At 73.1% G+C, this 21965-nt stretch carries 16 protein-coding genes and 2 pseudogenes; 8 read left to right on the top strand and 10 right to left on the bottom strand.

Features of this window, described 5'->3' with window-relative positions; genetic code table 11:
* From IH25_RS37480 to IH25_RS0111585, 5 genes and pseudogenes are all read left to right on the top strand, one after another.
* A pseudogene (locus tag IH25_RS37480) lies at nucleotides 1-802 on the top strand (elongation factor 1-alpha C-terminal domain-related protein); the annotation flags it as partial.
* 236 nt (nucleotides 803-1038) lie between these two features.
* Nucleotides 1039-2148: an aliphatic sulfonate ABC transporter substrate-binding protein gene (locus tag IH25_RS0111600; RefSeq protein WP_030607083.1), complete on the top strand. Its 1110-nt coding sequence runs from the start codon at nucleotides 1039-1041 to the stop codon at nucleotides 2146-2148.
* Nucleotides 2149-2183: 35 nt separating this feature from the next.
* Entirely contained in the window at nucleotides 2184-2963 is a 780-nt protein-coding gene (locus IH25_RS0111595; RefSeq protein WP_030607080.1) for an ABC transporter ATP-binding protein, read from the top strand.
* Complete coding sequence (locus IH25_RS0111590) at nucleotides 2950-3828, top strand: ABC transporter permease (RefSeq protein ID WP_030607077.1); 879 nt, start codon at nucleotides 2950-2952, stop codon at nucleotides 3826-3828. Before IH25_RS0111595 ends, IH25_RS0111590 begins: the two co-directional genes overlap by 14 nt.
* A 6-nt stretch (nucleotides 3829-3834) precedes the next feature.
* Entirely contained in the window at nucleotides 3835-4575 is a 741-nt protein-coding gene (locus tag IH25_RS0111585; RefSeq protein WP_030607074.1) for a sirohydrochlorin chelatase, read from the top strand.
* Nucleotides 4576-4638: 63 nt separating this feature from the next.
* Here the strand turns inward: IH25_RS0111585 and IH25_RS0111580 are convergent, their stop codons facing one another.
* The 5 genes and pseudogenes from IH25_RS0111580 to IH25_RS0111560 form a co-directional block, all read right to left on the bottom strand.
* On the bottom strand, nucleotides 4639-4941 hold the full coding sequence (locus IH25_RS0111580) for a hypothetical protein (protein WP_030607071.1): 303 nt from the start codon (nucleotides 4939-4941) through the stop codon (nucleotides 4639-4641).
* Nucleotides 4942-5836: 895 nt separating this feature from the next.
* Nucleotides 5837-7094: pseudogene (mgt, locus tag IH25_RS0111575) on the bottom strand (macrolide-inactivating glycosyltransferase); the annotation flags it as partial.
* A 30-nt stretch (nucleotides 7095-7124) separates the two neighbouring features.
* Nucleotides 7125-8405 (bottom strand): ABC transporter substrate-binding protein, encoded by a 1281-nt coding sequence (locus IH25_RS0111570; protein WP_030607066.1) that lies wholly within the window; start codon nucleotides 8403-8405, stop codon nucleotides 7125-7127.
* Complete coding sequence (locus IH25_RS0111565; RefSeq protein WP_030607063.1) at nucleotides 8405-9256, bottom strand: carbohydrate ABC transporter permease; 852 nt, start codon at nucleotides 9254-9256, stop codon at nucleotides 8405-8407. The genes IH25_RS0111570 and IH25_RS0111565 overlap by 1 nt, the downstream gene beginning before the upstream one ends.
* A complete protein-coding gene (locus tag IH25_RS0111560; RefSeq protein WP_394298425.1) occupies nucleotides 9253-10185 on the bottom strand; it encodes a carbohydrate ABC transporter permease in 933 nt (310 codons plus the stop codon). The genes IH25_RS0111565 and IH25_RS0111560 overlap by 4 nt, the downstream gene beginning before the upstream one ends.
* Before the next feature lie 157 nt (nucleotides 10186-10342).
* On the opposite strand from IH25_RS0111560, the gene IH25_RS0111555 reads away from it, so the two are divergent.
* Nucleotides 10343-11206 (top strand): phosphotransferase enzyme family protein, encoded by an 864-nt coding sequence (locus IH25_RS0111555; protein WP_030607058.1) that lies wholly within the window; start codon nucleotides 10343-10345, stop codon nucleotides 11204-11206.
* A gap of 58 nt (nucleotides 11207-11264) precedes the next feature.
* Here the strand turns inward: IH25_RS0111555 and IH25_RS0111550 are convergent, their stop codons facing one another.
* From IH25_RS0111550 to IH25_RS0111535, 4 genes are all read right to left on the bottom strand, one after another.
* Nucleotides 11265-11987 carry a 3'-5' exonuclease gene (locus IH25_RS0111550; protein WP_030607056.1) on the bottom strand — a complete coding sequence of 241 codons (723 nt, stop codon included), beginning with the start codon at nucleotides 11985-11987 and terminating at the stop codon, nucleotides 11265-11267.
* A gap of 101 nt (nucleotides 11988-12088) precedes the next feature.
* Nucleotides 12089-13327, bottom strand: a complete 1239-nt coding sequence (locus IH25_RS0111545; RefSeq protein WP_030607054.1) for an SAV2148 family HEPN domain-containing protein — start codon at nucleotides 13325-13327, stop codon at nucleotides 12089-12091.
* Between the two features lie 113 nt (nucleotides 13328-13440).
* Nucleotides 13441-14787 carry a copper amine oxidase gene (locus IH25_RS0111540; protein WP_030607050.1) on the bottom strand — a complete coding sequence of 449 codons (1347 nt, stop codon included), beginning with the start codon at nucleotides 14785-14787 and terminating at the stop codon, nucleotides 13441-13443.
* 76 nt (nucleotides 14788-14863) lie between these two features.
* Nucleotides 14864-15676, bottom strand: coding sequence for a hypothetical protein (locus tag IH25_RS0111535; protein WP_030607047.1), 813 nt, complete (start codon nucleotides 15674-15676; stop codon nucleotides 14864-14866).
* 198 nt (nucleotides 15677-15874) lie between these two features.
* On the opposite strand from IH25_RS0111535, the gene glgX reads away from it, so the two are divergent.
* Nucleotides 15875-17986 (top strand): glycogen debranching protein GlgX, encoded by a 2112-nt coding sequence (gene glgX, locus IH25_RS0111530; RefSeq protein ID WP_030607044.1) that lies wholly within the window; start codon nucleotides 15875-15877, stop codon nucleotides 17984-17986.
* Nucleotides 17987-18037: 51 nt separating this feature from the next.
* On the opposite strand, the gene IH25_RS0111525 is transcribed toward glgX, so the two are convergent.
* Complete coding sequence (locus IH25_RS0111525; RefSeq protein ID WP_051753885.1) at nucleotides 18038-19426, bottom strand: MFS transporter; 1389 nt, start codon at nucleotides 19424-19426, stop codon at nucleotides 18038-18040.
* A gap of 80 nt (nucleotides 19427-19506) precedes the next feature.
* Here IH25_RS0111525 and treY point away from each other — a divergent pair, with 80 nt between their 5' ends.
* On the top strand, nucleotides 19507-21876 hold the full coding sequence (gene treY, locus IH25_RS0111520; RefSeq protein WP_209445305.1) for a malto-oligosyltrehalose synthase: 2370 nt from the start codon (nucleotides 19507-19509) through the stop codon (nucleotides 21874-21876).
* Nucleotides 21877-21965: the final 89 nt, after the last annotated feature.

Genomic DNA, 21965 nt, shown 5'->3' with positions numbered 1-21965 from the left:
GCAACGGCGTGGTCGAGCAGACCCGCCGGCACGCGGCCATCGCCGCCCTGCTGCGCGTCCCGCACGTCGTGCTGGCCGTGAACAAGATGGACCTCGTCGGGTACGAGGAGCGGGTCTTCGCGCAGATCGCCGAGGAGTTCACGGCGTACGCGACCGAGCTGGGCGTCCCGGAGGTCACCGCGATACCGATCTCGGCGCTGACCGGGGACAACGTGGTGGAGCCGAGCGCCACCATGCGGCCGGCACCTTCCGGGTCGGCGAGGAGGTCACGGTGCTGCCGTCCGGGCGGACCACCCGCATCGCCGGCATCGACCTGCTGGGCGAGCCGGTCGACGTGGCCTGGACGACGCAGTCGGTGACGGTGCTGCTCCAGGACGACATCGACGTCTCGCGCGGCGATCTGATCGTGCCGACGAAGGACGCCCCGGCCACCACGCAGGACGTGGAGGCGACCGTCTGCCATGTCGCCGACGCGCCCCTGACCGTGGGCCACCGGGTGCTGCTCAAGCACGGCACCCGCACGGTCAAGGCGATCGTGAAGGACATCCCGTCCCGGCTCACGCTCGACGACCTGTCCCTGCACCCGCACCCGGGCCGGCTCGTCGCCAACGACATCGGCCGGGTGAAGATCCGTACCGCCGAGCCGCTGCCGGTCGACTCCTACGCCGACTCGCGCCGCACCGGCTCGTTCATCCTGATCGACCCCGCCGACGGCACCACGCTGACCGCGGGTATGGTCGGCGAGTCGTTCGCCGCTCCGGAGCCGGTCAAGGACGAGGCCGACGACGGCTGGGACTTCTGACATGAGGACGCCCGACGTCTACTCGACGTTCGCGAAGGAGGGCGGCCGCGTCGGCAGTGGCGCCCTCGGCAGCGGGCAGGGCGGAGTGGCGCGATGTGTGCGCTGACGTACGCGCACCGCTCGCGCGCCCGCTCCCCCCACCCGGCGTCGTCCCGGAAGCGACGAAGACCCTTGCCGAACTCCCGGCCACGACACAAGAGTCCGTGACCGCCGGGCCAACGAGAGGAAAGCCTCCCGTGCCTGCCATCAGCTCATCGCTCCTGCGCCGCGGCACCGCGGCCATCGCCGCTCTCCCCCTGCTCGCGCTGGCCGCCTGCGGCTACGGCTCCGATGCCAAGGACGACGGCACCGCCAAGATCGCCGCCGGCGCCGAGAAGACCGACGGGCTCGACTCCGTCAAGATCGGCTACTTCGGCAACCTGACCCACGCCACCGCGCTGGTCGGCGTGCAGAAGGGCTTCTTCCAGAAGGAGCTGGGCGCCACCACGGTCAAGCCCGCCATCTTCAACGCCGGCCCGTCCGAGATCGAGGCCCTCAACGCCGGCTCCATCGACATCGGCTGGATCGGCCCGTCCCCCGCCATCAACGGCTACACCAAGTCCAACGGCAAGAGCCTGAAGATCATCGGCGGTTCGGCCTCCGGCGGGGTGAAGCTGGTCGTCAACCCGGCGAAGATCAAGTCCCTGAAGGACGTCGAGGGCAAGAAGATCGCCACCCCCCAGCTCGGCAACACGCAGGACGTGGCGTTCCTCAACTGGGCCGCCGACCAGGGCTGGAAGGTCGACGCCCAGAGCGGCAAGGGCGATGTCACCGTCGTCCGCACGGACAACAAGATCACCCCGGGCGCCTACAAGTCCGGCTCGATCGACGGCGCGTGGGTGCCGGAGCCGACCGCGTCGAAGCTGGTCGCCGAGGGCGCCAAGGTGCTCCTGGACGAGTCGACGCTCTGGCCGGAGAAGAAGTTCGTGATCACGAACATCATCGTGCGGCAGGGCTTTCTGAAGGACCACCCGAAGGCGGTCGAGGCCGTCCTGAAGGCGGCGGTCGAGACCAACAAGTGGATCAACGCCCACCCGGACGAGGCGAAGGCCGCCGCGAACAAGCGGCTGGAGACGGACGCCGGCAAGGCGCTCCCGGCGGAGGTCCTCGACCCGGCCTGGAAGTCCATCCAGTTCACCGACGACCCGCTGGCCGCCACCCTCGACACCGAGGCCGAGCACGCGGTCAAGGCCGGCCTGCTGGAGAAGCCGGACCTGAAGGGAATCTACGATCTGACGCTGCTCAACAAGGTCCTCAAGGCCGAGGGCCGTCCCGCGGTCGACGCCGCCGGCCTCGGCACCAGCTGACGCCCCGACCGACGCGTCCCCAGGAGGTGACGACCATGGCCACGACCCTCGCCAAGGCCGACGAGTCCGTCGAGTTCGCGGCACGTCTTGAGCACGTCTCGAAGTCCTTCGCGACCCCGGGCGGGCAGCAGCTCGTCCTGGACGACATCAGCATCGATGTGGCGCCGGGTGAGTTCGTCACCCTCCTGGGGGCCTCGGGCTGCGGCAAGTCCACGCTGCTGAACCTGGTGGCGGGTCTGGACCGGCCGAGTGCCGGCTCCATCACCACGGACGGCCGCCCCGCCCTGATGTTCCAGGAACACGCCCTGTTCCCGTGGCTGACCGCGGGCAAGAACATCGAACTCGCCCTCAAGCTGCGGGGCGTTCCCAAGCCCGAGCGGCGCGGCAAGGCCGAGGAACTGCTCGAACTGGTGCGGCTGAAGGGCGCCCACGGCAAGCGGGTGCACGAGCTGTCCGGCGGCATGCGCCAGCGGGTGGCGATGGCCCGCGCGCTGGCGCAGGAGAGCAACATGCTGCTGATGGACGAGCCGTTCGCCGCGCTCGACGCCATCACCCGGGACGTGCTGCACGACGAGCTGACCCGTATCTGGGCGGAGACCGGGCTGTCCGTCCTGTTCGTCACCCACAACGTGCGCGAGGCGGTGCGGCTCGCGCAGCGGGTGGTCCTGCTGTCCTCCCGCCCGGGCCGGATCGCGCGCGAGTGGCGCGTGGACCTGCCGCAGCCGCGCCGCATCGAGGACGCGCCCGTGGCCGAACTGTCCCTTGAGATAACCGACGTACTGCGTGGGGAGATCCGCCGCCATGGCCAGCACTGAGACGACACCGGTCCAGGACGCCGGGAGCGTCGAGGCCGGCCTGGACGCGCTGGAGACCACCACCACCGGCCGCCCCCCGCTGCGCGAGACCCTCGTCGACAAGGTCCTGCCGCCGGTCGCCGCCATCGCGGTGGTCCTGGTGGTCTGGTACATCCTGTACCCGGTCGTGGACGACCCGTCGAAGCTGCCCTCGCCGGGCGCGGTGGGCAGCGCGTTCCGGGACGCCTGGCTGCGGGGCGAGCTGCTCGGCTACATCTGGACCAGTGTCTCGCGCGGTCTGCTGGGCTTCGCGTTCGCGCTGGTCATCGGCACTCCGCTGGGTCTGCTGGTGGCCCGGGTGAAGTTCGTGCGCGCGGCCATCGGCCCGATCCTGTCCGGGCTCCAGTCGCTGCCGTCGGTGGCGTGGGTGCCGCCGGCGGTGATCTGGCTGGGCCTGAACAACTCGATGATGTACGCGGTGATCCTGCTCGGCGCCGTGCCGTCCATCGCCAACGGCCTGGTGTCCGGCGTCGACCAGGTGCCGCCGCTGTTCCTGCGCGCGGGCCGCACCATGGGCGCCACGGGTGCCAAGGGCGTCTGGTACGTCACTCTGCCGGCCTCGCTGCCCGGTTATGTGGCGGGTCTGAAGCAGGGCTGGGCGTTCTCCTGGCGTTCGCTGATGGCCGCGGAGATCATCGCCCAGTTCCCCGACCTCGGCGTGGGCCTCGGCCAGTTGCTGGAGAACGGCCGCACCGCCAGCGACATGGCGATGGTGTTCGAGGCGATCCTGCTGATCCTGTTCGTCGGCATCGCCATCGACCTGCTGATCTTCAGTCCGCTGGAGCGGTGGGTGCTGCGCAGCCGCGGCCTGCTGGTGAAGAGCTGACGTCCCATGCGCACCAGGCCGGTTCTCCTCGTCGTCGCCCACGGCAGCCGTGACCCGCGGCACGCGGCGACCGTGCACGCCCTCGTGGAGCGGGTGCGGTCGCTGCGGCCCGGGCTGCGCGTGGAGACCGGGTTCCTGGACTTCAACGTCCCGTCGGTGCACGGGGTGCTGGAGTCGCTGGCGGCTCAGGGCGTCCGGGACGTGGTCGCCCTGCCGCTGCTGCTGACCCGGGCGTTCCACGCCAAGGCCGACATCCCGGCCGTGCTGCGGGACGCCCCGGCACGGCTGCGGATCCGGCAGGCGGAGGTGCTCGGCCCGTCGCCGCTGCTGCTGTCCGCGCTGGAACGGCGGCTGTACGAGGCGGGGCTGGCGCCCGCCGACAAGTCCTCGACCGGGGTCGTGCTGGCCTCGGCGGGGTCCTCCGACCCGGAGGCGATCGCAGTGATCGCTGATATCGCGCGGGAGTGGCGGCACACCGGTTGGTGCGCCGTGCGGCCTGCGTTCGCCTCCGCATCCCTTCCCCGTACCGAGGACGCGGTGCGGGAGCTGCGCCGGCTCGGCTGCGAGCGGGTCGCCGTGGCACCGTATGTGCTGGCCCCCGGTTTCCTGCCGGACCGCATCGCGCGCGGCGCGGCGGAGGCCGACGTGTGCGCCGAGGTGCTGGGCGCGGCACCGGAGGTCGCCCGCGTCCTGCTGGAGCGCTTCGACCAGGCGCGGCGGCCGGCGCTGACGGCACTCGGGGCGTGACGCCCGGGCCGGTCGCCACGGCCTGACACCGGCCGGCCTCGTGGGTCCGCAGGCCGTGGGCGGTCAGAGGTCGAGGGCGTGCAGGAGGTGCCGGGTGTAGTCGAGGCTGGCGGTGCCGGCCGAGGCCGCGATGGCGATGGTCTCCAGTGCGGAGCGGATCCGGCCCCGGTTGGGCGGCAGGCCGTCCTCGGCGGACTGCGCCAGTTGCTCCTGGATGGTCTCGCCGCTGCTCACCAGCCCGGGGTACTCGGCGCGCAGCGCCTCGGTGAGCCGGTCGGCGGCCTCCATCAGGGTTTCCAGGTCCGGGGTGGTGCGGTCGCCGAAGCGGGCCGGTCCGTTGACGTTTCCGAAGTTGTATGTGCTCATGTCCTGTCCTCGCTCGCGGGCCGGAGGAGCCGTCGGGCGGCCGGGGCCGCAGACGTCGCCGATGTCGTGGGTGCGTGCCGCCGGCCGTAGGGCCGTGTCGGAGGAACGGCGCCGAGGCCGCCCGACGGCGTGAACGTTGGCCTGATCTCGTCGGTGCGGTGCGGCCTGGACCACGGATTCCGGCGGCGGACGCCGTCCACCTCGGATGAGGCCATGAATCCGCGAGGGCCGGAAAGCGCCACCCGTCCGGGTGAGCGGTGTCCGTTGACCCTCCCCCGGCCGTCCCCGCCCGCGCCGGTGCGGGAGGGCGCGTGCGGGTGTCCGGGCGCCGGGTCAGGGCGCCCTGGCGGTGGCGTGGCGACGCCGGTCATGGTCTGCCCCTCACCCTGATTCCGCCCCTTCCGGCCGTCCGTGGGCTTCACCCTAGGAACAGCCTGACGGGTTTGTCGCGCGCTTCGGTGAGCGGGACCAACGGGGGGTGGGTGTGTGGTATCGGCGGCCGCGGTCCGGCGTTCCCCTGTGACGTCGGACCGCGGCGGCGTCTGGTTCTGCGTCGGCCGTGGCCCTGGTGTCACTGGAAGGCGTGCGGAGGGAAGTTTTTCAGCCAACTGACCGACGGGCGGTGCGTCTTGCCGAGGGCGGGCACACGTGTACGGCCGTCGTGCCCCGTGGGGGCGGGCACGACGGCCGTGCCCGCGCGGGGGCGGGCTGCGCGAAACTCTGGCCGATCGGCGGGGCCGGATCAAGCGCTTCACGCAGCTGTGACTTGTTCAACAAGGTTCCGTTATCACAAAGCGGATCTCTGCTGGTCGGAACGGACACGGGCCGGTCGATCGGGCGACCGCCCGAGCCGGCCGGCCGCCCGTCCGCTCGTCGGGTCTACCGCTCGTCGGGTCTACCGCTCGCGGTGCCCGGGCAGTTCGGCCTCGATGAGGTCGGCCGCCCGCCGGGTGCCGCCCTCCTGGTCCATCTCCGCCTGGATCCGCTCCAGCCGGCGCGCGACCTCGGGATCGTCCACCAGGGCGAGGGCGGTCTCGCGGAGCCGGTCGGCGGTGGCCTCCTCGGTCGCCAGCTTCCGGGCGACGCCGAGCCCCTGGAGCATGTCGGCGTTGCCGAACTGGTCGACGGCCTGCGGTACGGCGATCATGGGCGTCGCGGTGGCCAGCCCCTCCTGGCTGCCGCCGGCGCCGGCGTGGGTGACGAACAGGTCGGCCTGGCGCAGGACCGCGAGCTGCGGCACCCAGTCGTGCACCTCCACGTTGTCCGGCAGCTCGCCCAGTTCGGCGCGGGTCACCTGCCGGCCGATCTGGAGGACGAGGTGCCAGCCGGGCAGGTTCCCGAAGGCGCGCACGCACTCCCGGTAGAAGGCGGGCTGCTTGGTGAAGGCCGAGCCGAGCGACACCAGCACGACCTTCTCCGCGCCGGCGGGCCGCTGCCAGCCGCCTTCCTCGGCGCGGTCTCCCTGGCAGGCGCCGACGAAGGTGTACACGCTTTCGTCCACCCGGTCGGCGTTCGGCTGGAGCGCCTTCGGGATGAGCACCAGGGAGCGCGGCGGATGCCCGGCGAACGAATCCGGGTGCTCGGTGATCCCGTTCTCCGTCAGCCATGCCTCGAACCGGGCGTAGTAGGCCTGTCCGCGCTCGGTCTGCCGGGGCTCGCGCCACATCGGCTCGGCGACCTCCTCCTCGTAGCCCTTCCAGGCGACGAGGTTCGGGGAGAGGGAGATCGCCGGGACGCCCCAGCGGCGGGCGAGGACGCGGGCCGGGTAGGAGGCGATGTCGTGCAGCACGAGATCGGGGGTGTCGCCGGCGTAGGCCTCGGCGAGCTGCGGGAGCGCCTGGATGGCGTCGTTCAGGAACGGCTCGACGTTGTCCAGCAGGGTGCTCCCCCATGCCTCCGGGTCGGCGTCGGGGCCGGGCAGGGTGGAGCGGTACGGGACGGGCCGGGCGCCGGTGGCGGCCACCTTGTCGGCGAAGACCGGCGGAATGGCGTACGTGACCCGGTGGCCGCGGGCGACGAGTTCACGGATCACCTCCAGGCTGGGGTTCACATGGCCGTGGGCGGCGATGGAGAACATGGCGATGTGGGCGGGGGCGGTAGGAGCGGTCATGACGTCGACCGTATGCGAGACGATACGTCTCGTCTAATTCTTTTTCCGTGCGCCGGGCACGCCGGGAGGCGGGTCAGCGCTGATAGCGGGCCAGTACGAGGTTGCCGTCCCGCTCCAGGCGGTGGCGCAGCTCGGCCAGGGTGCTCGCGCCGCTGTAGTACTCCTGGTAGGCGGGGGTGGCGACCTTGTCCTTCCATTCCGGGTAGCCGCGCACGGACTGGGCGGGCGCGGGGCGGAGCCGGGCCGCGAGGGCGGTGCCGGTGGCCCAGCCGTGCCGGGCGGTGCGCAGGGCCGGGTCCTTCAGGGCCTGGGTGCCGGTGGGCAGCATCCAGTCGCCGAGGGCGAGGCGCACCATGTTCCGGGGCCGCAGCAGGAAGTCGATGAAGGCGACGGCCTCCTTCTGGTGCGGGCAGTCGGCGGAGACGGACAGCGTCTGCGGGCTGACGCCCTGGGTGAGCCCGTCGGCGCCGGCCGGGGCGGGCAGCACCTGCCAGTGGAAGCCCTCGGGAGCCTGCCGCACGATCTGCTGGCGGTAGGAGAAGCCCAGCGGAACCATCGCGTACCGGCCGCCGAAGAGGCCGGGCAGGGTGTCGGCGCCGCCGCTGCCGAGCGTCGAGGCGGGGGCGCTGCGGTCGACGGCGACCTGGTCGTGGATGGTGCGCGCCACGACCTCGTCGCCGGCCTCGAACCGCACGGTGACCTTGCCGTCCGCGCCCCGGTGGAAGAGCCGGCCGCCCGCCGACAGGGACAGGTTGAGCGTGGCGGACACGGGCTCCTTCAGCGGCCAGGCCACGCCGTACCGTCCGGGCCCGCTGAGCTTCCTGGCGACCTGCCGGAACTCCGGCCAGCTCCAGGGGTGTCCGGGGGTCGGTATGCGCACCTTCGCCGCGCGCAGCCGGTCGGCGTCGGCGATCAGCACCCGGGGTTCCTGGAGGAACGGCACGCCGTAGACACCGCGCCCGAAGGTGGCCGTCTCCCAGCTGCCGCGCGGGATGTCGGAGGCGAGCCGGGCGGGCAGCAGGCCGGACAGGTCGGCGAGGTAGCCGCCGTAGGCGAAGTCGGCGAGGTCGTCGGAGGCGTCGTGGATGACGTCCGGGGCCTCGCCGCCCTCGAAGGAGGTGAGCAGCTGGTCGTGCACGCTGTCCCAACTGCCCTGGACGTACTCGACCTTGACGTCCGGGTGGGTGGCGTTCCACTCCCGCACCAGCTCCTTGGTGGCGGCGACGGAGTCCGGCTGCCAGGCCAGGGACTGGAAGCGCAGGGTGACGGGGCCGCCGTCGGCGGGGCCGCCCGGGGAGCAGCCCGCGAGGAGGAGCAGGAGCACGGCGAGCGCCAGGGTGATCCGGGTCCGCATCAGCTCTTCACCGCCCCGGTGAGCAGGCCGCTGGTGATCCGCCGCTGGACCAGGGCGAAGAAGGCCAGGGAGGGCAGGGTGGCCAGGAACGCGGCGGCGGCCAGCGGACCGAGGTCGGCCACGCCCTCCGCGCCGATGAAGTGGGTGAGCACGACCGGGAGCGTCTGCCGGCGGGGGCTCTTGAGCAGCACCAGCGCGAAGAAGAACTCGTTCCACGCGGTGACGAACGCGAACAGGGCCGTCGCCGCGATGCCGGGCGCGAGCAGCGGCGCCGTCACCGACGCCAGCGTTCTCAGCCGTCCGGCCCCGTCGACGGCCGCCGCCTCCTCCAGTTCGGCGGGGACCGCGCGGACGTGGCCGGCGAGCATCCACAGCGCGAACGGCAGCGACCACACCACGTACACCAGCACCAGTCCGGTCGGGGAGTCGATGAGCCGCAGCCGCTTCAGCACCAGGAACAGCGGGATGATCAGCAGGACGAAGGGGAACGCCTGGCTGACCACCACCCAGCCGGTGGCCGCCCGGGCCGCCCGGGTGCGGTGCCGGGCCATGACGTAGGCCAGCGGGGTGGCGATCAGCACCGTGACGACGGCGGTGGCGAGCGCCACCAGCAGGGAGTTCAGGGCGGCGTGCGCCAGCGGCTGCTCGGCGAAGGCCTGCCGGACGTTGGCCAGGGTGGGGTGGCGCGGGATCCAGGCGGGGTGCGGGCTGCCCAGCTCGCGCGGGGACTTCAGCGCGGTGGACAGCAGCCACAGCAGCGGGAAGGCCAAAAACAGCAGGTAGGCGAGCAGTGCCGTGTACTGGCCGGCGCGGGCGGCGCGGCGGGTCCTCGGGGTGCGCGCGGCCCTCACGCGTCCTCACCGCCGCGCAGCCGGCCGGCCAGGAACACGGCGAGCAGGACGGAGACCACGGCGACGAGCACACAGCCCATGGCCGCCGCGTAGCCGAACTGGCCGTAGCGGAAGGCCTCTTCGTAGGCGAAGAGCATGGGCAGCCGGGTCTTGCCGCCGGGGCCGCCGCCGGTGAGGACGTAGACCAGTCCGAAGGAGTTGAGGTTCCAGATCAGGTTCAGCGCGGTGATGGCGAGGGCCACGGGTCTGAGCGCGGGCCAGGTGACCGTGCGGAACCGGCGCCAGGCGCCCGCGCCGTCGACCGCCGCCGCCTCGTGGAGTTCGCGGGGGACGTTCTGCAGTCCGGCGAGCAGGGCGACCGTGGTCTGCGGCAGGCCCGCCCAGACGCCGACGACGATCACCGCGGGCAGCGCGGTGGCCAGGCCGCTCAGCCAGGCCCGGCCGCTTCCGAGGCCGAGGTCGCGCAGGGTTTCGTTGAGGACGCCCGCGTCCGGGTCGTAGACGAGCCGCCACATGATGCCGACGACGACCTCGGGCATCGCCCAGGGCACGATCGCGAGGGCGCGGGCCAGGCCGCGCAGCCGTAAGTCCTGGTTCAGCAGCAGGGCCAGGCCGAGCGCCAGCAGGAACTGGGGCACGGTCACGCCCGCCGCCCAGACCAGGCCGATGCGGAACGACTCCCAGAACAGGGTGTCGTGCAGCAGGTCCCGGAAGTTGAGGGCGCCGATCCAGCGGGTGGTGGCCGTCCGGCCGGACTGGGCGTCGGTGAAGGCCAGCAGGACGCCGTAGAGCAGCGGGCCGGCGCTGAGCAGCAGGATCGGGATGAGGGCGGGCAGGACCAGGAACCAGGCACCGCGGTCGGAGGTCCGCAGTCCGGTGCCGGGGCGTGTCCCCGCCGCCGGTGTCCGCGCTTCGGCCACCTCTGTCACGGAATCAGCCCCTTTGCCTGCTCCGGTTGGCGTGTTCATGGTCGTGAAGGCCCGGTACCCCGTCAAGGGCCCGCGCACCGCCGCCGACCTGTACGGATGCGAGACTGGCCGGACAGCGGACGGACACGGCACGGGAAGACGGCACGGAGGCGGGACGATGGACGAGGCACGGGCGCGGGACGTACTGGCCGCGACGGGGGTGCTCCCGGGGCCGGCCCGGGACGCCCGGCTGGTGACCCTCGGCGAGAACGCGGTGTTCGCCGCCGGCGGCCTGGTGGTCAAGGTGGGCCGGGACGCCGAGCTGCTGCCCCGGGCCGAGCGCGAACTGGCCGTCGCCGCCTGGCTGGCCGAGGCGGGCGTGCCGGCGGTGCGGTCGGCCGAGGCGAAGCCGCTGCTGGTGGACGGCCACCCGGTGACGGTGTGGCACCGGCTGCCGGATGCCGTACGGCCCGCCGAGCCGCGGGACCTGGCCGCGCTGCTGCGCATCGTGCACGCCCTCCCCGCTCCCTCGTTCGCCCTGCCGCCCCGCGATCTGCTGGGCGGTGTGGAGCGCTGGCTGCGGCTCGCGGGTGACGCGATCGACCCGGAGGACGCGGCCTATCTCCGGGCGCGCCGCGACGGCTTCGCGGCGCGGGCGGCGGCGCTGACGCCCCAGCTGCCACCGGGGCCGATCCACGGCGACGCGCTGCCCCGCAACGTGCACGTCGGGCCGGACGGGCCGGTGCTGGTCGACCTGGAGACCTTCTCCGCGGACCTGCGCGAGCACGACCTGGTGGTCATGGCCCTCTCCCGCGACCGCTACGGGCTGCCGGCCGAGGCGTACGACTCCTTCACCACGGCCTACGGCTGGGACGTGCGCGAGTGGGACGGCTGCGGGGTGCTGCGCGGCGCCCGGGAGACGGCCAGCTGCGCGTGGGTGGCCCAGCACGCCCCGTCCAACCCGAAGGCCCTGGCCGAGTTCCGGCGCCGGGTGGCGTCCCTGCGGGACGGGGACGAGACGGTGCGGTGGTATCCGTTCTGACCGTGCGTCTCGCCCTGGAGCAGCACGGGACACCACCCCGCACCGGCGGATGAGAACGCTACGCGGGCCGGCTCTCGGACAGCTCCCGGAGCGGCCACGCGCCGTCGACCACCGCGTCCGTCTCGCCCTTGCGCCGCAGGAAGGCCTGGAAGTCCGCCGCCCATTGCGCGTACCACTGGATCTGACGGCGGTGCAGTTCGGCGGGGCCGAGGGCCGCGATCTTCGGGTGGCGCTCGGCTATCGCGGAGGCGAGCCGCGCGGCGGCGAGGGCGTCGGCGGTCGCGTCGTGGGCCGCGCCCAGGACTATGCCGTACTCGGCGCAGACCGCCTCCAGGTTCCGTTTGCCGCGGCGGTAGCGGTCGGCCCAGCGGTCGATGGTGTACGGGTCGACGACCGGGGCGGGGGCGGCGCCGAGCCGGTCGGTCAGGGACGGCAGGCCGTACCGGCGCAGTTCGGCGGAGAGCAGGGTGAGGTCGAAGGCCGCGTTGTACGCGACGACCGGGACGCCCGTCTTCCAGTAGGACACCAGGACGTCCGCGATGGCGTCGGCCACCTGGTCGGCCGGGCGGCCCTCGGCCGCCGCGCGGGCGGTGCTGATGCCGTGGACCGCGACCGCGTCGGCCGGGATCTCCACGCCCGGATCGGCCAGCCACTCCCGGCGGCCCAGGGGCTCACCGGCCCGGACCTCGATCACGGCACCGGTGACGATGCGCGCCTGACGCGGATCGGTCCCGGTCGTCTCCAGGTCGAAGCCGATCAGCAGCTCTTGGTGCCAGCCCATGGGCGGCCCCCCTTCTCGGTGGTGCTTTCCCCCAGTGCCTCCACCATCGCACGCGGCACTGACAATGCACCGGCGGCCTCGTACCGCCCGGTGCCGGTGGGTCAGGACACCGGGCGCGAATCCGCCCAAGCCAGCTCGAATTCCTCGCGGTATGTCGGGAAAAGACCGGATTCTCCGGCATCGTCGGGCGTGACCAGCCGGCTGCCGTTGCGCAGCACCAGGACCGGCGACTCCATCCCGCGCGCCCCGCGCAGATAGGACTGCACCACCGCGACCCCGTCCGCCCCGTCACCGTCCACCAGGTAGGCGGTGAAGCGGGGCGTCTCGTCGTACACCTGGATCTCGAAGGCGCCCGGGTCGCGCAGCCGGGACCGCACCCGGCGCATGTGCAGGATGTTCATCTCCACCGAGCGGCTCAGTTCGCCCCGTTTCATCCCCAGTTCGCGCTCGCGGCGCTTGACCGAGCTGGAGGCCGGGTTGAGGAAGAGCAGCCGCACCCGGCAGCCGGACTCGGCGAGCCGGAGCAGGCGGCGCCCGGAGAAGTTCTGCACCAGCAGGTTGAGGCCGATGCCGATGGCGTCGAGCCGGCGGGCGCCGCCGAAGATGTCCTCGGCCGGGAACTGGCGCAGCAGCCGCACCCGGTCGGAATGGACCGCGACGACGTCCGCGTACCGGTCGCCGACCAGGTCCTCGACCGCGTCCACGGGCAGCCGGCGCGCCGAGGGCACGTCCCCGCCCGCGCCGAGCATCTCCAGCAGCCGGGCCGAGGCCCGCTCGGCCTGGCCGAGCACCGCCTCGGACAGGGCCCGGTTGCGGGAGACGACATTGCGGGTCACCTCCAGCTCGTCCAGGGCGAGTTCGAGGTCCCGGCGCTCGTCGAAGTACGGCTCGAAGCACGGCCAGTGCTGCACCACCAGCTCGCGCAGCTGCGGCAGGGTGAGGAAGCTGAGGACGTTGTCGTCGGCCGGGTCGAGCAGGTAGCCCTTGCGGCGGCTGACCTCGCGGACGGCGACCGCCCGCTGCACCCACTCCTGTCCGGCCGGGCCGGCCGCGGCCACCACCCACTCGTCGCCGTGGACGGGTTCGTAGACGGGCCGCAGCACGGCGGCCACGACCGCGCGCAGCCGCTGTTCGACGAGGTTCAGCCAGATGTAGGCCCGGCCGGCCCGCTGGGCGCGGGTGCGCACCTCGCGCCAGGCGTCGGCGTCCCAGTCCAGCTCCGGGCCGATGGACCCCGCGTCCATCGGCCGGGCCAGGGACACCGCGCCGGGCGGGACGTCTGCGGAGTTCCCCTCGTGACCCTCGTCACCAGGAGGCAGCTCCAGCCCTCCCGAGCCCACCCGTGCACCGCCTTCCGCTCCCGGGGCTTCCCATCTCAACGATCAAGGAAGCCTACTCCGGGAGCGGTCGGCGGTGCAGCCGGATGGACAGGTCGGTTTCCCGGCCGCTCGGCTCAACTACGCCATTCCCAGTGACCGTTCTGCCATGCCAGCTCCTTGGGAGTGAGCGGATTCATAGCGGTGACGTCCCGGGGTGCGAGGGAGAAGCCCTGCCAGTGCACGGGCATGGGCTGCTGGTCCTCGTCCCGGGCTATGTGGTGGAAGCCGACGTTCACCCAGACCACGGGGTGGGTGAGGGTCTGGCCGTTCACCCACTTGTCGACGGACTTCGGGTGCCCGCTCGCGCACCTGGGGTTGTCGCTGGCGAACAGCTCGCACTTGTCGTACTGGGTGACGTACAGATCGTGCTTGGTGAAGGGACGGCCCGGGTACTTGGTGGTGGGCCCGGGGACCAGTTCGTACGAACGGGCGTGCCCGTCCTTGTTCTTGCCGGTCGCGCTGACCATCCGCCACCAGCGGTAGGTCTTGTAGTCGCCCGCGAACTCCTTGGCCGGCTTGGTGCGGGTGGTCCTGGCGGTCGGTCCCTCCTGCCGCCCGGAGGGCGCGCTGACGGTGGAGTCGTACTGCTCGACCTTCGTCCCGGAGGAGCCGTCGAGGCCGAAGTCGAGCCGCCAGAAGACGTTGTGGCTGTGGCTGGTGGCGTAGTCCCTGGCGTTCTTGCCGATGGGCCAGCCGCGCCCGTCCTGGGCGTTGTAGTCCTCCCAGGAGAGGCTGCCGGTGGCACCGACGTTCATGGCGACCGTGCCGTCGTCCTGGAAGCGCCACTCGGTGATGTACTCGTACCAGCCGACCTGGTTGACCGTGTACACCAGCAGGTCCTTGCCCTGCTGCTGGTAGGTCTTGTCCGACTGGACGACGTCGTGCATCCGGTAGGCGTGACCACGCGAACGGGTGGTCGTGCACAGGCCCTTGACGTTCGGGTTCCTCGGGTCGCCGTCCGGGACCTTGACGGTCTTGATGGTGCCGCCGGGACACTCGCTCGGCGACAGCGTCATCAGTTCCTGGGCGAAGCCCTGGCCCGTCAGGTCGTAGTACTCGTGCTTTCCGTCGTCGTAGGGGACGTGGACCTGGGCGAGTCTGGCGCTGTTGAGGACCTTGATCGGCTTGGTCTCGCCCTTGGGCTGGTAGGAGACGTTCTCCAGGACGAGGCCGGCCTTGCTGTCGTAGTGCCAGCACATCCGCCAGGTCGTGCCGGTGGTGAGCTTCTGTTCGATCGTGGCGGCGGCGCCGCAGCCGGGGGCCGCGGCGGGGGCGGTGCGCGGCCGGGCCGCGGCGGGACCGACGCCGGCCGTCGCGGCGGCGGCCAGCGCGGCCAGGGACACGCCGACGGCCGCGGTCTTGCGGGCGGCGCGGCGAAGGGCGCGCGGCCGGGCGCCGCCGGGCGGGTGCTGTTCGGGCATGACGGGACGACTCCTTGCCGAGGTCATGGACGGGAGGGCGGTCAGCCGCGGTCGAGGGCGGCGGTCGTGCGGGCGCTCAGCCGCGGTCGAGGGCCGCGGTCGTGCGGGCGCTCAGGTCGATCACCAGGTCCCTGGTGTCGATCCATGGCCCGTTCCTGACCTTGGAGAACAGCCGTACGCACCGGTGCGTCCCGCAGGCGTCGAGGACGGCGGGCTGGGCGCCGGGCGCGGCCCGGTAGATGCCGCCGCTCAGTTCCAGCTGGTCCGGGGAGGTGAGGTCCTTGCCGGTGGCGTCCTTGTAGTCCGCCTTGAGGCCCGCGCCGAGCGGGCTCGCTATCAGCAGGCGGGCCGCCTCCGCGCTCTCGGCGCGGCTCGGTGGCGGCTGCACGCCGCGCTGGGTGTCCGTCCGCTCGACCTTCCCGGTGCGCAGATCGACGGTCTTGGTGACGAGCGTGTCGTTGCTGTAGTCGTAGAAGGCCACGTCGGCCCGGCGCGGTGCGTCCGGGTCGTCCGTCTCGCCGGCCTCGGGCTCGGCGAGGTCGACGCTCAGCCGCTGCGGTCCGCGTTCCCCGGCGGCGTCCTCGCCCAGGGCGGACAGCCGCCCGGCCAGCGCGGCCTTCTCCACCCGGCCGATCTCGTCGTCGGTGAGCGGATCGCGGCCCGTGCCCCGCTCCGCCTCGGCGGGCGCCCGCTCCACGACGCCGGGCGGCGCCGCGTCCGGGCCCTGCCCGGCCTGCCACCCGGCCCGCGTACCGCCGCCGGCCCCTCGGGACTCGTCGGCGCCCGCCGTGCCCGGCAGGGTGACCGCGACCAGGGCGGCGGTCCCCGCCGCCGCCAGGGCCGCACCGGTCAGTACTTTGCCCAGATGGCGGTGCACTTTCTCGCGCACATCTTCCCCCTACTCCCCCTTGACACCCGGGAGTACGTTTCTGCCCCGCTGGTTCGGCGTATGGCGGGTACCAGAACCGCCACACGCACTGGTCACCTCACAAGAGGCCGGACGGGCCACGGGAGGTTGCCTCACTTTCGGACAACACTCGGGGCGACGCGGCCCCTGGCGGACGGCACACCTGGGAGAGTCGTATCCATGCAGGTCTGGCCTGGACAGGCGTATCCGCTCGGCGCCACCTACGACGGCGCCGGAACCAACTTCGCGGTCTTCACGGAGGCCGCGGACCGAGTAGAGCTGTGTCTGTTGCACGACGACGGCTCGGAGACGGCGGTGGAACTGCGCGAGAGCGACGCGTTCGTGCGGCACGTGTACCTGCCCGGCGTGATGCCGGGGCAGCGGTACGGGTTCCGGGTGCACGGCCCGTACGACCCCGGGCGCGGGCTGCGCTGCAACTCGGCGAAGCTGCTGCTCGACCCGTACGCGAAGGCGGTCAGCGGGTCGGTCCGGTGGGGCGAGGAGGTGTACGGCTACCACTTCGGCGCGCCGGAGCGGCGCAACGACCTGGACTCGGCGCCGCACACCATGACGTCGGTGGTGATCAACCCGTACTTCGACTGGGGCGACGACCGCCCGCCGCGCACCGAGTACCACCACACGGTGATCTACGAGGCCCATGTCAAGGGCCTGACCATGCGTCACCCGGAGCTGCCCGAGGAGCTGCGCGGCACCTACGCGGGCCTCGCCCACCCGGCGGTCATCGAGCACCTGACCAAGCTCGGGGTGACGGCGCTCGAACTGATGCCCGTCCACCAGTTCGTCAACGACCACCGGCTGGTCGACATGGGCCTGAACAACTACTGGGGCTACAACACCATCGGTTTCTTCGCCCCGCACAACGCGTACGCCTCCTGGGGCGACCGCGGCCAGCAGGTGCTGGAGTTCAAGTCGGCGGTCCGGGCGCTGCACGAGGCCGGGATCGAGGTCATCCTGGATGTGGTCTACAACCACACCGCCGAGGGCAACCATCTGGGCCCGACGCTGTCCTTCAAGGGCATCGACAACCCCTCGTACTACCGGCTCACCGACGATCCGCGCTACTACATGGACACCACGGGCACCGGGAACTCGCTGCTGATGCGGTCCCCGCACGTGCTCCAGCTGATCATGGACTCGCTGCGGTACTGGGTCACCGAGATGCACGTCGACGGCTTCCGCTTCGACCTCGCCGCCACCCTCGCCCGGCAGTTCCACGAGGTGGACCGGCTGTCGTCGTTCTTCGACCTGGTGCAGCAGGACCCGGTGGTCTCCCAGGTGAAGCTGATCGCCGAGCCGTGGGACGTGGGCGAGGGCGGCTACCAGGTGGGCAACTTCCCGCCGCTGTGGACCGAGTGGAACGGCAAGTACCGGGACACCGTCCGGGACCTGTGGCGGGGCGAGCCGCGCGCGCTGGCCGAGTTCGCCTCCCGGCTGACCGGCTCCTCCGACCTCTATCAGCACGACGGCCGCCGCCCGCTGGCCTCCATCAACTTCGTCACCTGCCACGACGGTTTCACCCTGCACGACCTGGTGGCGTACAACGACAAGCACAACGAGGCCAACGGGGAGGACAACCGGGACGGCGAGAGCCACAACCGGTCCTGGAACTGCGGGGTGGAGGGAGACACCGACGACCCCGGGGTGCTGCGGCTGCGCGCCCGGCAGATGCGGAACTTCATCGCCACGCTGATGCTGTCCCAGGGCGTGCCGATGATCAGCCACGGCGACGAGTTCGCGCGCACCCAGCGCGGCAACAACAACGCCTACTGCCAGGACAACGAGCTGTCGTGGATCGACTGGCCGGCGGAGGACGGGGAACTGCTGGAGTTCACGCGCGCGATGGTGTGGCTGCGCCGGGACCACCCCGTCCTGCGGCGGCGCCGCTTCTTCCACGGCCGTCCGGTGGAGGGCACCCACGACGAGCTGTCCGACATCGCCTGGTTCACTCCCGAGGGCGGCGAGATGACCCAGCGGGACTGGGACTCGGCGCAGGCCTCCGCGCTGACGGTGTTCCTCAACGGCAACGCCATCTCCGAGCCCGGCCCGCGCGGGGAGCGCGTCACCGACGACTCCTTCCTGCTGATGTTCAACGCCTCTCCCGAGCCGCTGGACTTCGTGGTGCCGGTCGACCACGGCCGGCAGTGGCAGGTGGTGGTGGACACGGCCCGCCCGGACGGGGTGGAGCCGGGAACGGGCGAGAAGGTCGCGGCCGGCGACCGCCTCACCCTGCCGGACCGCAGCCTGACGGTGCTGCAACGGCCCGCGGAGTAGGGCGCGGCCCCTTGGCGGGGCCGCGTGTCCGCCACGCGCGCGGGGAGCGCGTCAGTCGCGGCGCCGGTCACGGGCGGCCGGCGGGGTGTCCGGCACGCGCGCGGGGAGCGCGTTCCCGGGGTCGCCCGCGTACGTGGCCGGGCGCACCGTCAGGGCGAGGACGAAGGTGAGCCCGGCCGCCGCGCTCGCCACCGCGAAGGCCGCCGCGGGGCCGTGGGTCTCCGCGAGGCGTCCGGTGACGGCGACCGCCAGGGCCTGGCCGCCGACCAGGGCGCTGGTGGCCACGCCCATCGTCTCGGCCAGCCGGGACGGCGCGACCGCGCGCTCCAGGAGGCCGAAGACGGTGATCAGGTGCGGGGCGTAGGCGACGCCCAGGACGGTGACGACGGCGTACAGGGCGGGCAGCCCCCTCGCGCCGAGCAGCGGCAGGGACAGCGCGAGCGCGGCGCCGGTCGCCAGCCGCCAGCGCGTCCGGGCGCCGACGCGCTCCGGCACGGCGGCCATCGCGAGCCCCGCCACCGCGCTCATCACCCCCATGGCCGCGTACACCAGCCCCGCCTGGTCCGCCTGCCCGAGCCGCCCGGTGAACGCCGTGATCCCCGCCTGACAGGCCCCGAACACGGCGCCCTGAAGCGCCAGCGCGGCGAACAGGCCGGGCACGCCGGGAGGCATCGGGGGGCGGGGAGGACGCGTCCGGAGCGGGCCTGTCACACCGGGGACGGATGAGGGCGAGCCGGGCGGGACGGCCTCCACGCGCGCCTGCACGGGCGGATCAGCCGGCCGGCCGGGGTGCTCGTCGGCGGGGGTCGTCGCGTGGGACGTCGGGTGGAGGGCGAAGGCGGTGCCGCAGGTGGCCACCAGGGCCGCCGCCGCGGCCATCGCGTAGGCCGGATGGGCGAGTACCGCGGCCAGGCCGACGAGCGCCGGGCCGAGGACGAACGACAGTTCGTCCAGGGTGCTCTCGAAGGACAGCGCGGCGCCGACCGTCGCCTCGGAGGCGCCCGAGCGGCGGGCGAGCGCGACCAGGCGGGCCCGGGCCAGCGGGCCCACGAGCGGCACGGTGGCGCCCGCGACGGCCCCCAGGAGGACCAGCGTGGGCGCCGGCAGCCCGGCCAGCGCGCCGGCGACCAGCACGGCCACGGCGACGGCGTTGACGAGCGAGAACGCGAGCACCACCGTGCGCTGGCCGTGCCGGTCCGCGAGCCGCCCCACCAGTGGCCCGCACACCACCTCGCCGAGCGCGAGCGCGCCCCCGGTCAGGCCGGCCGTGGTGAGCGAGCCGTGGGTGCGGGCGACGAGCAGCACGCTGCCGAACTGGATGGTGGCCGTCGGCAGCCGCCCCAGGAACGACACGCACGGCAGCAGCGGCCCCGTCAGCCCGATCACCCGCCGGTAGGCGTCCCCCGCGCGGCCCCGCCTCGGCTTTCCCGTCGTCCCCATCGCTCGAACCTGGACACGCGGGCGTGATCCGGGCACCGGCCGATGACACGAAAGACGGCGGGCGGGGTACGTAGGTTCCCATGACTCCTGCCCGTCCCGGTCCGGGGGTGCCCACGGCCACCTACCGGCTGCAGCTTCAGCCCGCCTTCCCGTTCGCCGCCGCCGAGGCGGCCGTACCGTACGTGGCGTCGCTCGGCGTCTCGCATCTGCACCTGTCCCCGGTCCTGGAGGCCGTCCCGGGCTCCGCGCACGGCTACGACGTGGTGGACCACGCGCGCGTGCGCGAGGAACTGGGCGGCGAGGAGGGCCTGCGCGCGCTGGCCCGCACCGCGCGGGAGCACGGCCTCGGCCTGGTGGTGGACATCGTGCCCAACCACATGGCGATGGTGCCCCGGTACAACCGCGCCCTGTGGGAGGTGTTGCGCGACGGGCCCGAGTCTCCGTACGCGCGCTGGTTCGACATCGACTGGACGGCGCAGGGCGGCCGGGTGCTGCTGCCGGTGCTCGGCGGACCGGTCGGCGCGGAGCTGGAGCGGCTGCGGGTGGACGGCGACGTGCTGCGCTACCACGACCACGCCTTCCCGCTCCGTCCGGGCACCGAGGCGCTGCCGCTGCCCGAGCTGCTGGACGCCCAGTGGTACCGCCCCGTGTGGTGGCGGCTGGCCCGTACCGAGCTGAACTACCGGCGGTTCTTCAGCATCTCGGAGCTGATCGGGCTGCGGGTGGAGGACCCCGAGGTCTTCGACGCCACCCACGCCACGATCCTGCGGCTGCTGCGCGAGGGTGTGTTCGACGGCCTGCGGGTGGACCACCCCGACGGCCTCGCCGACCCCGACGGTTACTTCACCCGGCTGCACGAGGCGACCGGCGGGCGCTGGACGGTGGTGGAGAAGATCCTGGCCGACGGCGAGCAGCTGCCGGCCGCCTGGCCCGTCGCGGGCACCACGGGCTACGACGCCCTGCGGCACGTCGACGGCCTGTTCACGGACCGCACCGGGGCGTACGAACTGCTCGGCCGCTACCGGGCGTTCGCGGCCCCGCAGACGGACCGGGGCGGCAACTGGGAGGCCACGGCCCGCCGGGCCGCGTACAAGGTGCTCACCCACGAGCTGGCGACGGAGGCGGACCGGCTCACCCGGGTGGCCGCCCGGCTGTGCGCCGGCTCGCCCGACCTCTCGCTGCGCGACCGCGCCCCCTGGGCGCTGCGCACGGCCGTGGAGGAGCTGCTGGTGCGGTTGCGGGTCTACCGGCCGTACGCCTCCACCGACGCCTCCGCCGTGATCACCGAGGAGGCCGCCGAGGAGGCCCGGCTGGCGTTCGTGGTGCCGGAGGAGGCCGAGGCCGTCTCCGTGGTGCGCCGGCTGCTGGTCGAGCCGCCCGGCGACCCGTCGGCCCCGGACCACGCCGACCGGGTGGAGTTCCGTACCCGGTTCGCGCAGACCGCGTCGGCACTGCGGGCCAAGTCGGTGGAGGACACCGCCTTCTACCGCTACGTGCCGCTGCTGTCGGCGACCGAGGTGGGCGGCGACCCGGGCAGCCCGGGCGTGTCCCCGGAGGAGTTCCACGCGTACTGCGCGCGCGTGCAACGCGACCGGCCGCTGACCGGCACGGTCGTCTCCACGCACGACACCAAGCGCAGCGCGGACGTGCGCGCCGCGCTGGCCGTGCTCACCGAGTGCCCGGACCGCTGGGCGGAGCTGCTCGCCGAGGTGAGCCTGGCCGAGGAGGGCGCACCGGACGGACAGCTGGCCTGGGCGGCCTGGCAGACGGTGTTCGGGCTGGGCCCGGCCGAGGAGGACCGCATCCAGCAGGCGCTGCTGAAGCACGCGCGCGAGGCGGGCATGTACACCAGCTGGACGGAGCGGGAGCCGCCCTACGAGGACGCGGTGGCGGCCTTCGTCTCCGCCGGGCCGTGCGGTCCGCCCGGTGAGCGGGTGGCCGCGTTCCGCAAGGCGCTGGAGCCGTATGTGCGGGCCAATGTCCTGGGCACCGCGCTGGTGCATCTGACGATGCCGGGGGTGCCGGACGTGTACCAGGGCACGGAGGGCGAGTACCGGGCGCTGGTGGACCCGGACAACCGGCGGCCGGTGGCGTTCCCGCCCGAGGCGCCCGGCGAGAAGGACGCGCTGACGGCGGCGGCGCTGCGGCTGCGCGCCCGGCGTCCGGACGCGTTCGGCGCGGACGCGTCGTACGAGCCGCTGGACGCCGAGGGGCCGGCGGCCGGCCACTGCCTGGCGTTCGCGCGATCCGGTGAGGTGGTCACGGCGGTGACCCGGCTGTCGCTGCGGCTCGCGGAGGCGGGCGGCTGGCGGGAGACGCTGCTGCCGCTGCCGCCCGGCCGCTGGGCCGACGTGCTCGCCCCGGGCCGGGAATTCACCGGCCACGCGCGCCTGGCGGACCTGCTGGACCGGTCCCCGGTGGCCCTGCTGGAGCGCGTCACGGAGGACTGAGGGCAGGTTGCGTCCGGCGTACCGGCGGCGCGCCACGGGACGTCTGGCGTACCGGTGGCTCACCGATCTCCCGGCGTACCGGTGGCGCG

Origin of the sequence: Streptomyces achromogenes subsp. achromogenes (assembly GCF_000720835.1) — a bacterium.
In the GTDB taxonomy this organism is placed as follows: Bacteria; Actinomycetota; Actinomycetes; order Streptomycetales; family Streptomycetaceae; genus Streptomyces; species Streptomyces achromogenes.
Note: the sequence above shows the minus strand (reverse complement) of the source record. Positions and strands in the feature narration are given on the sequence as shown.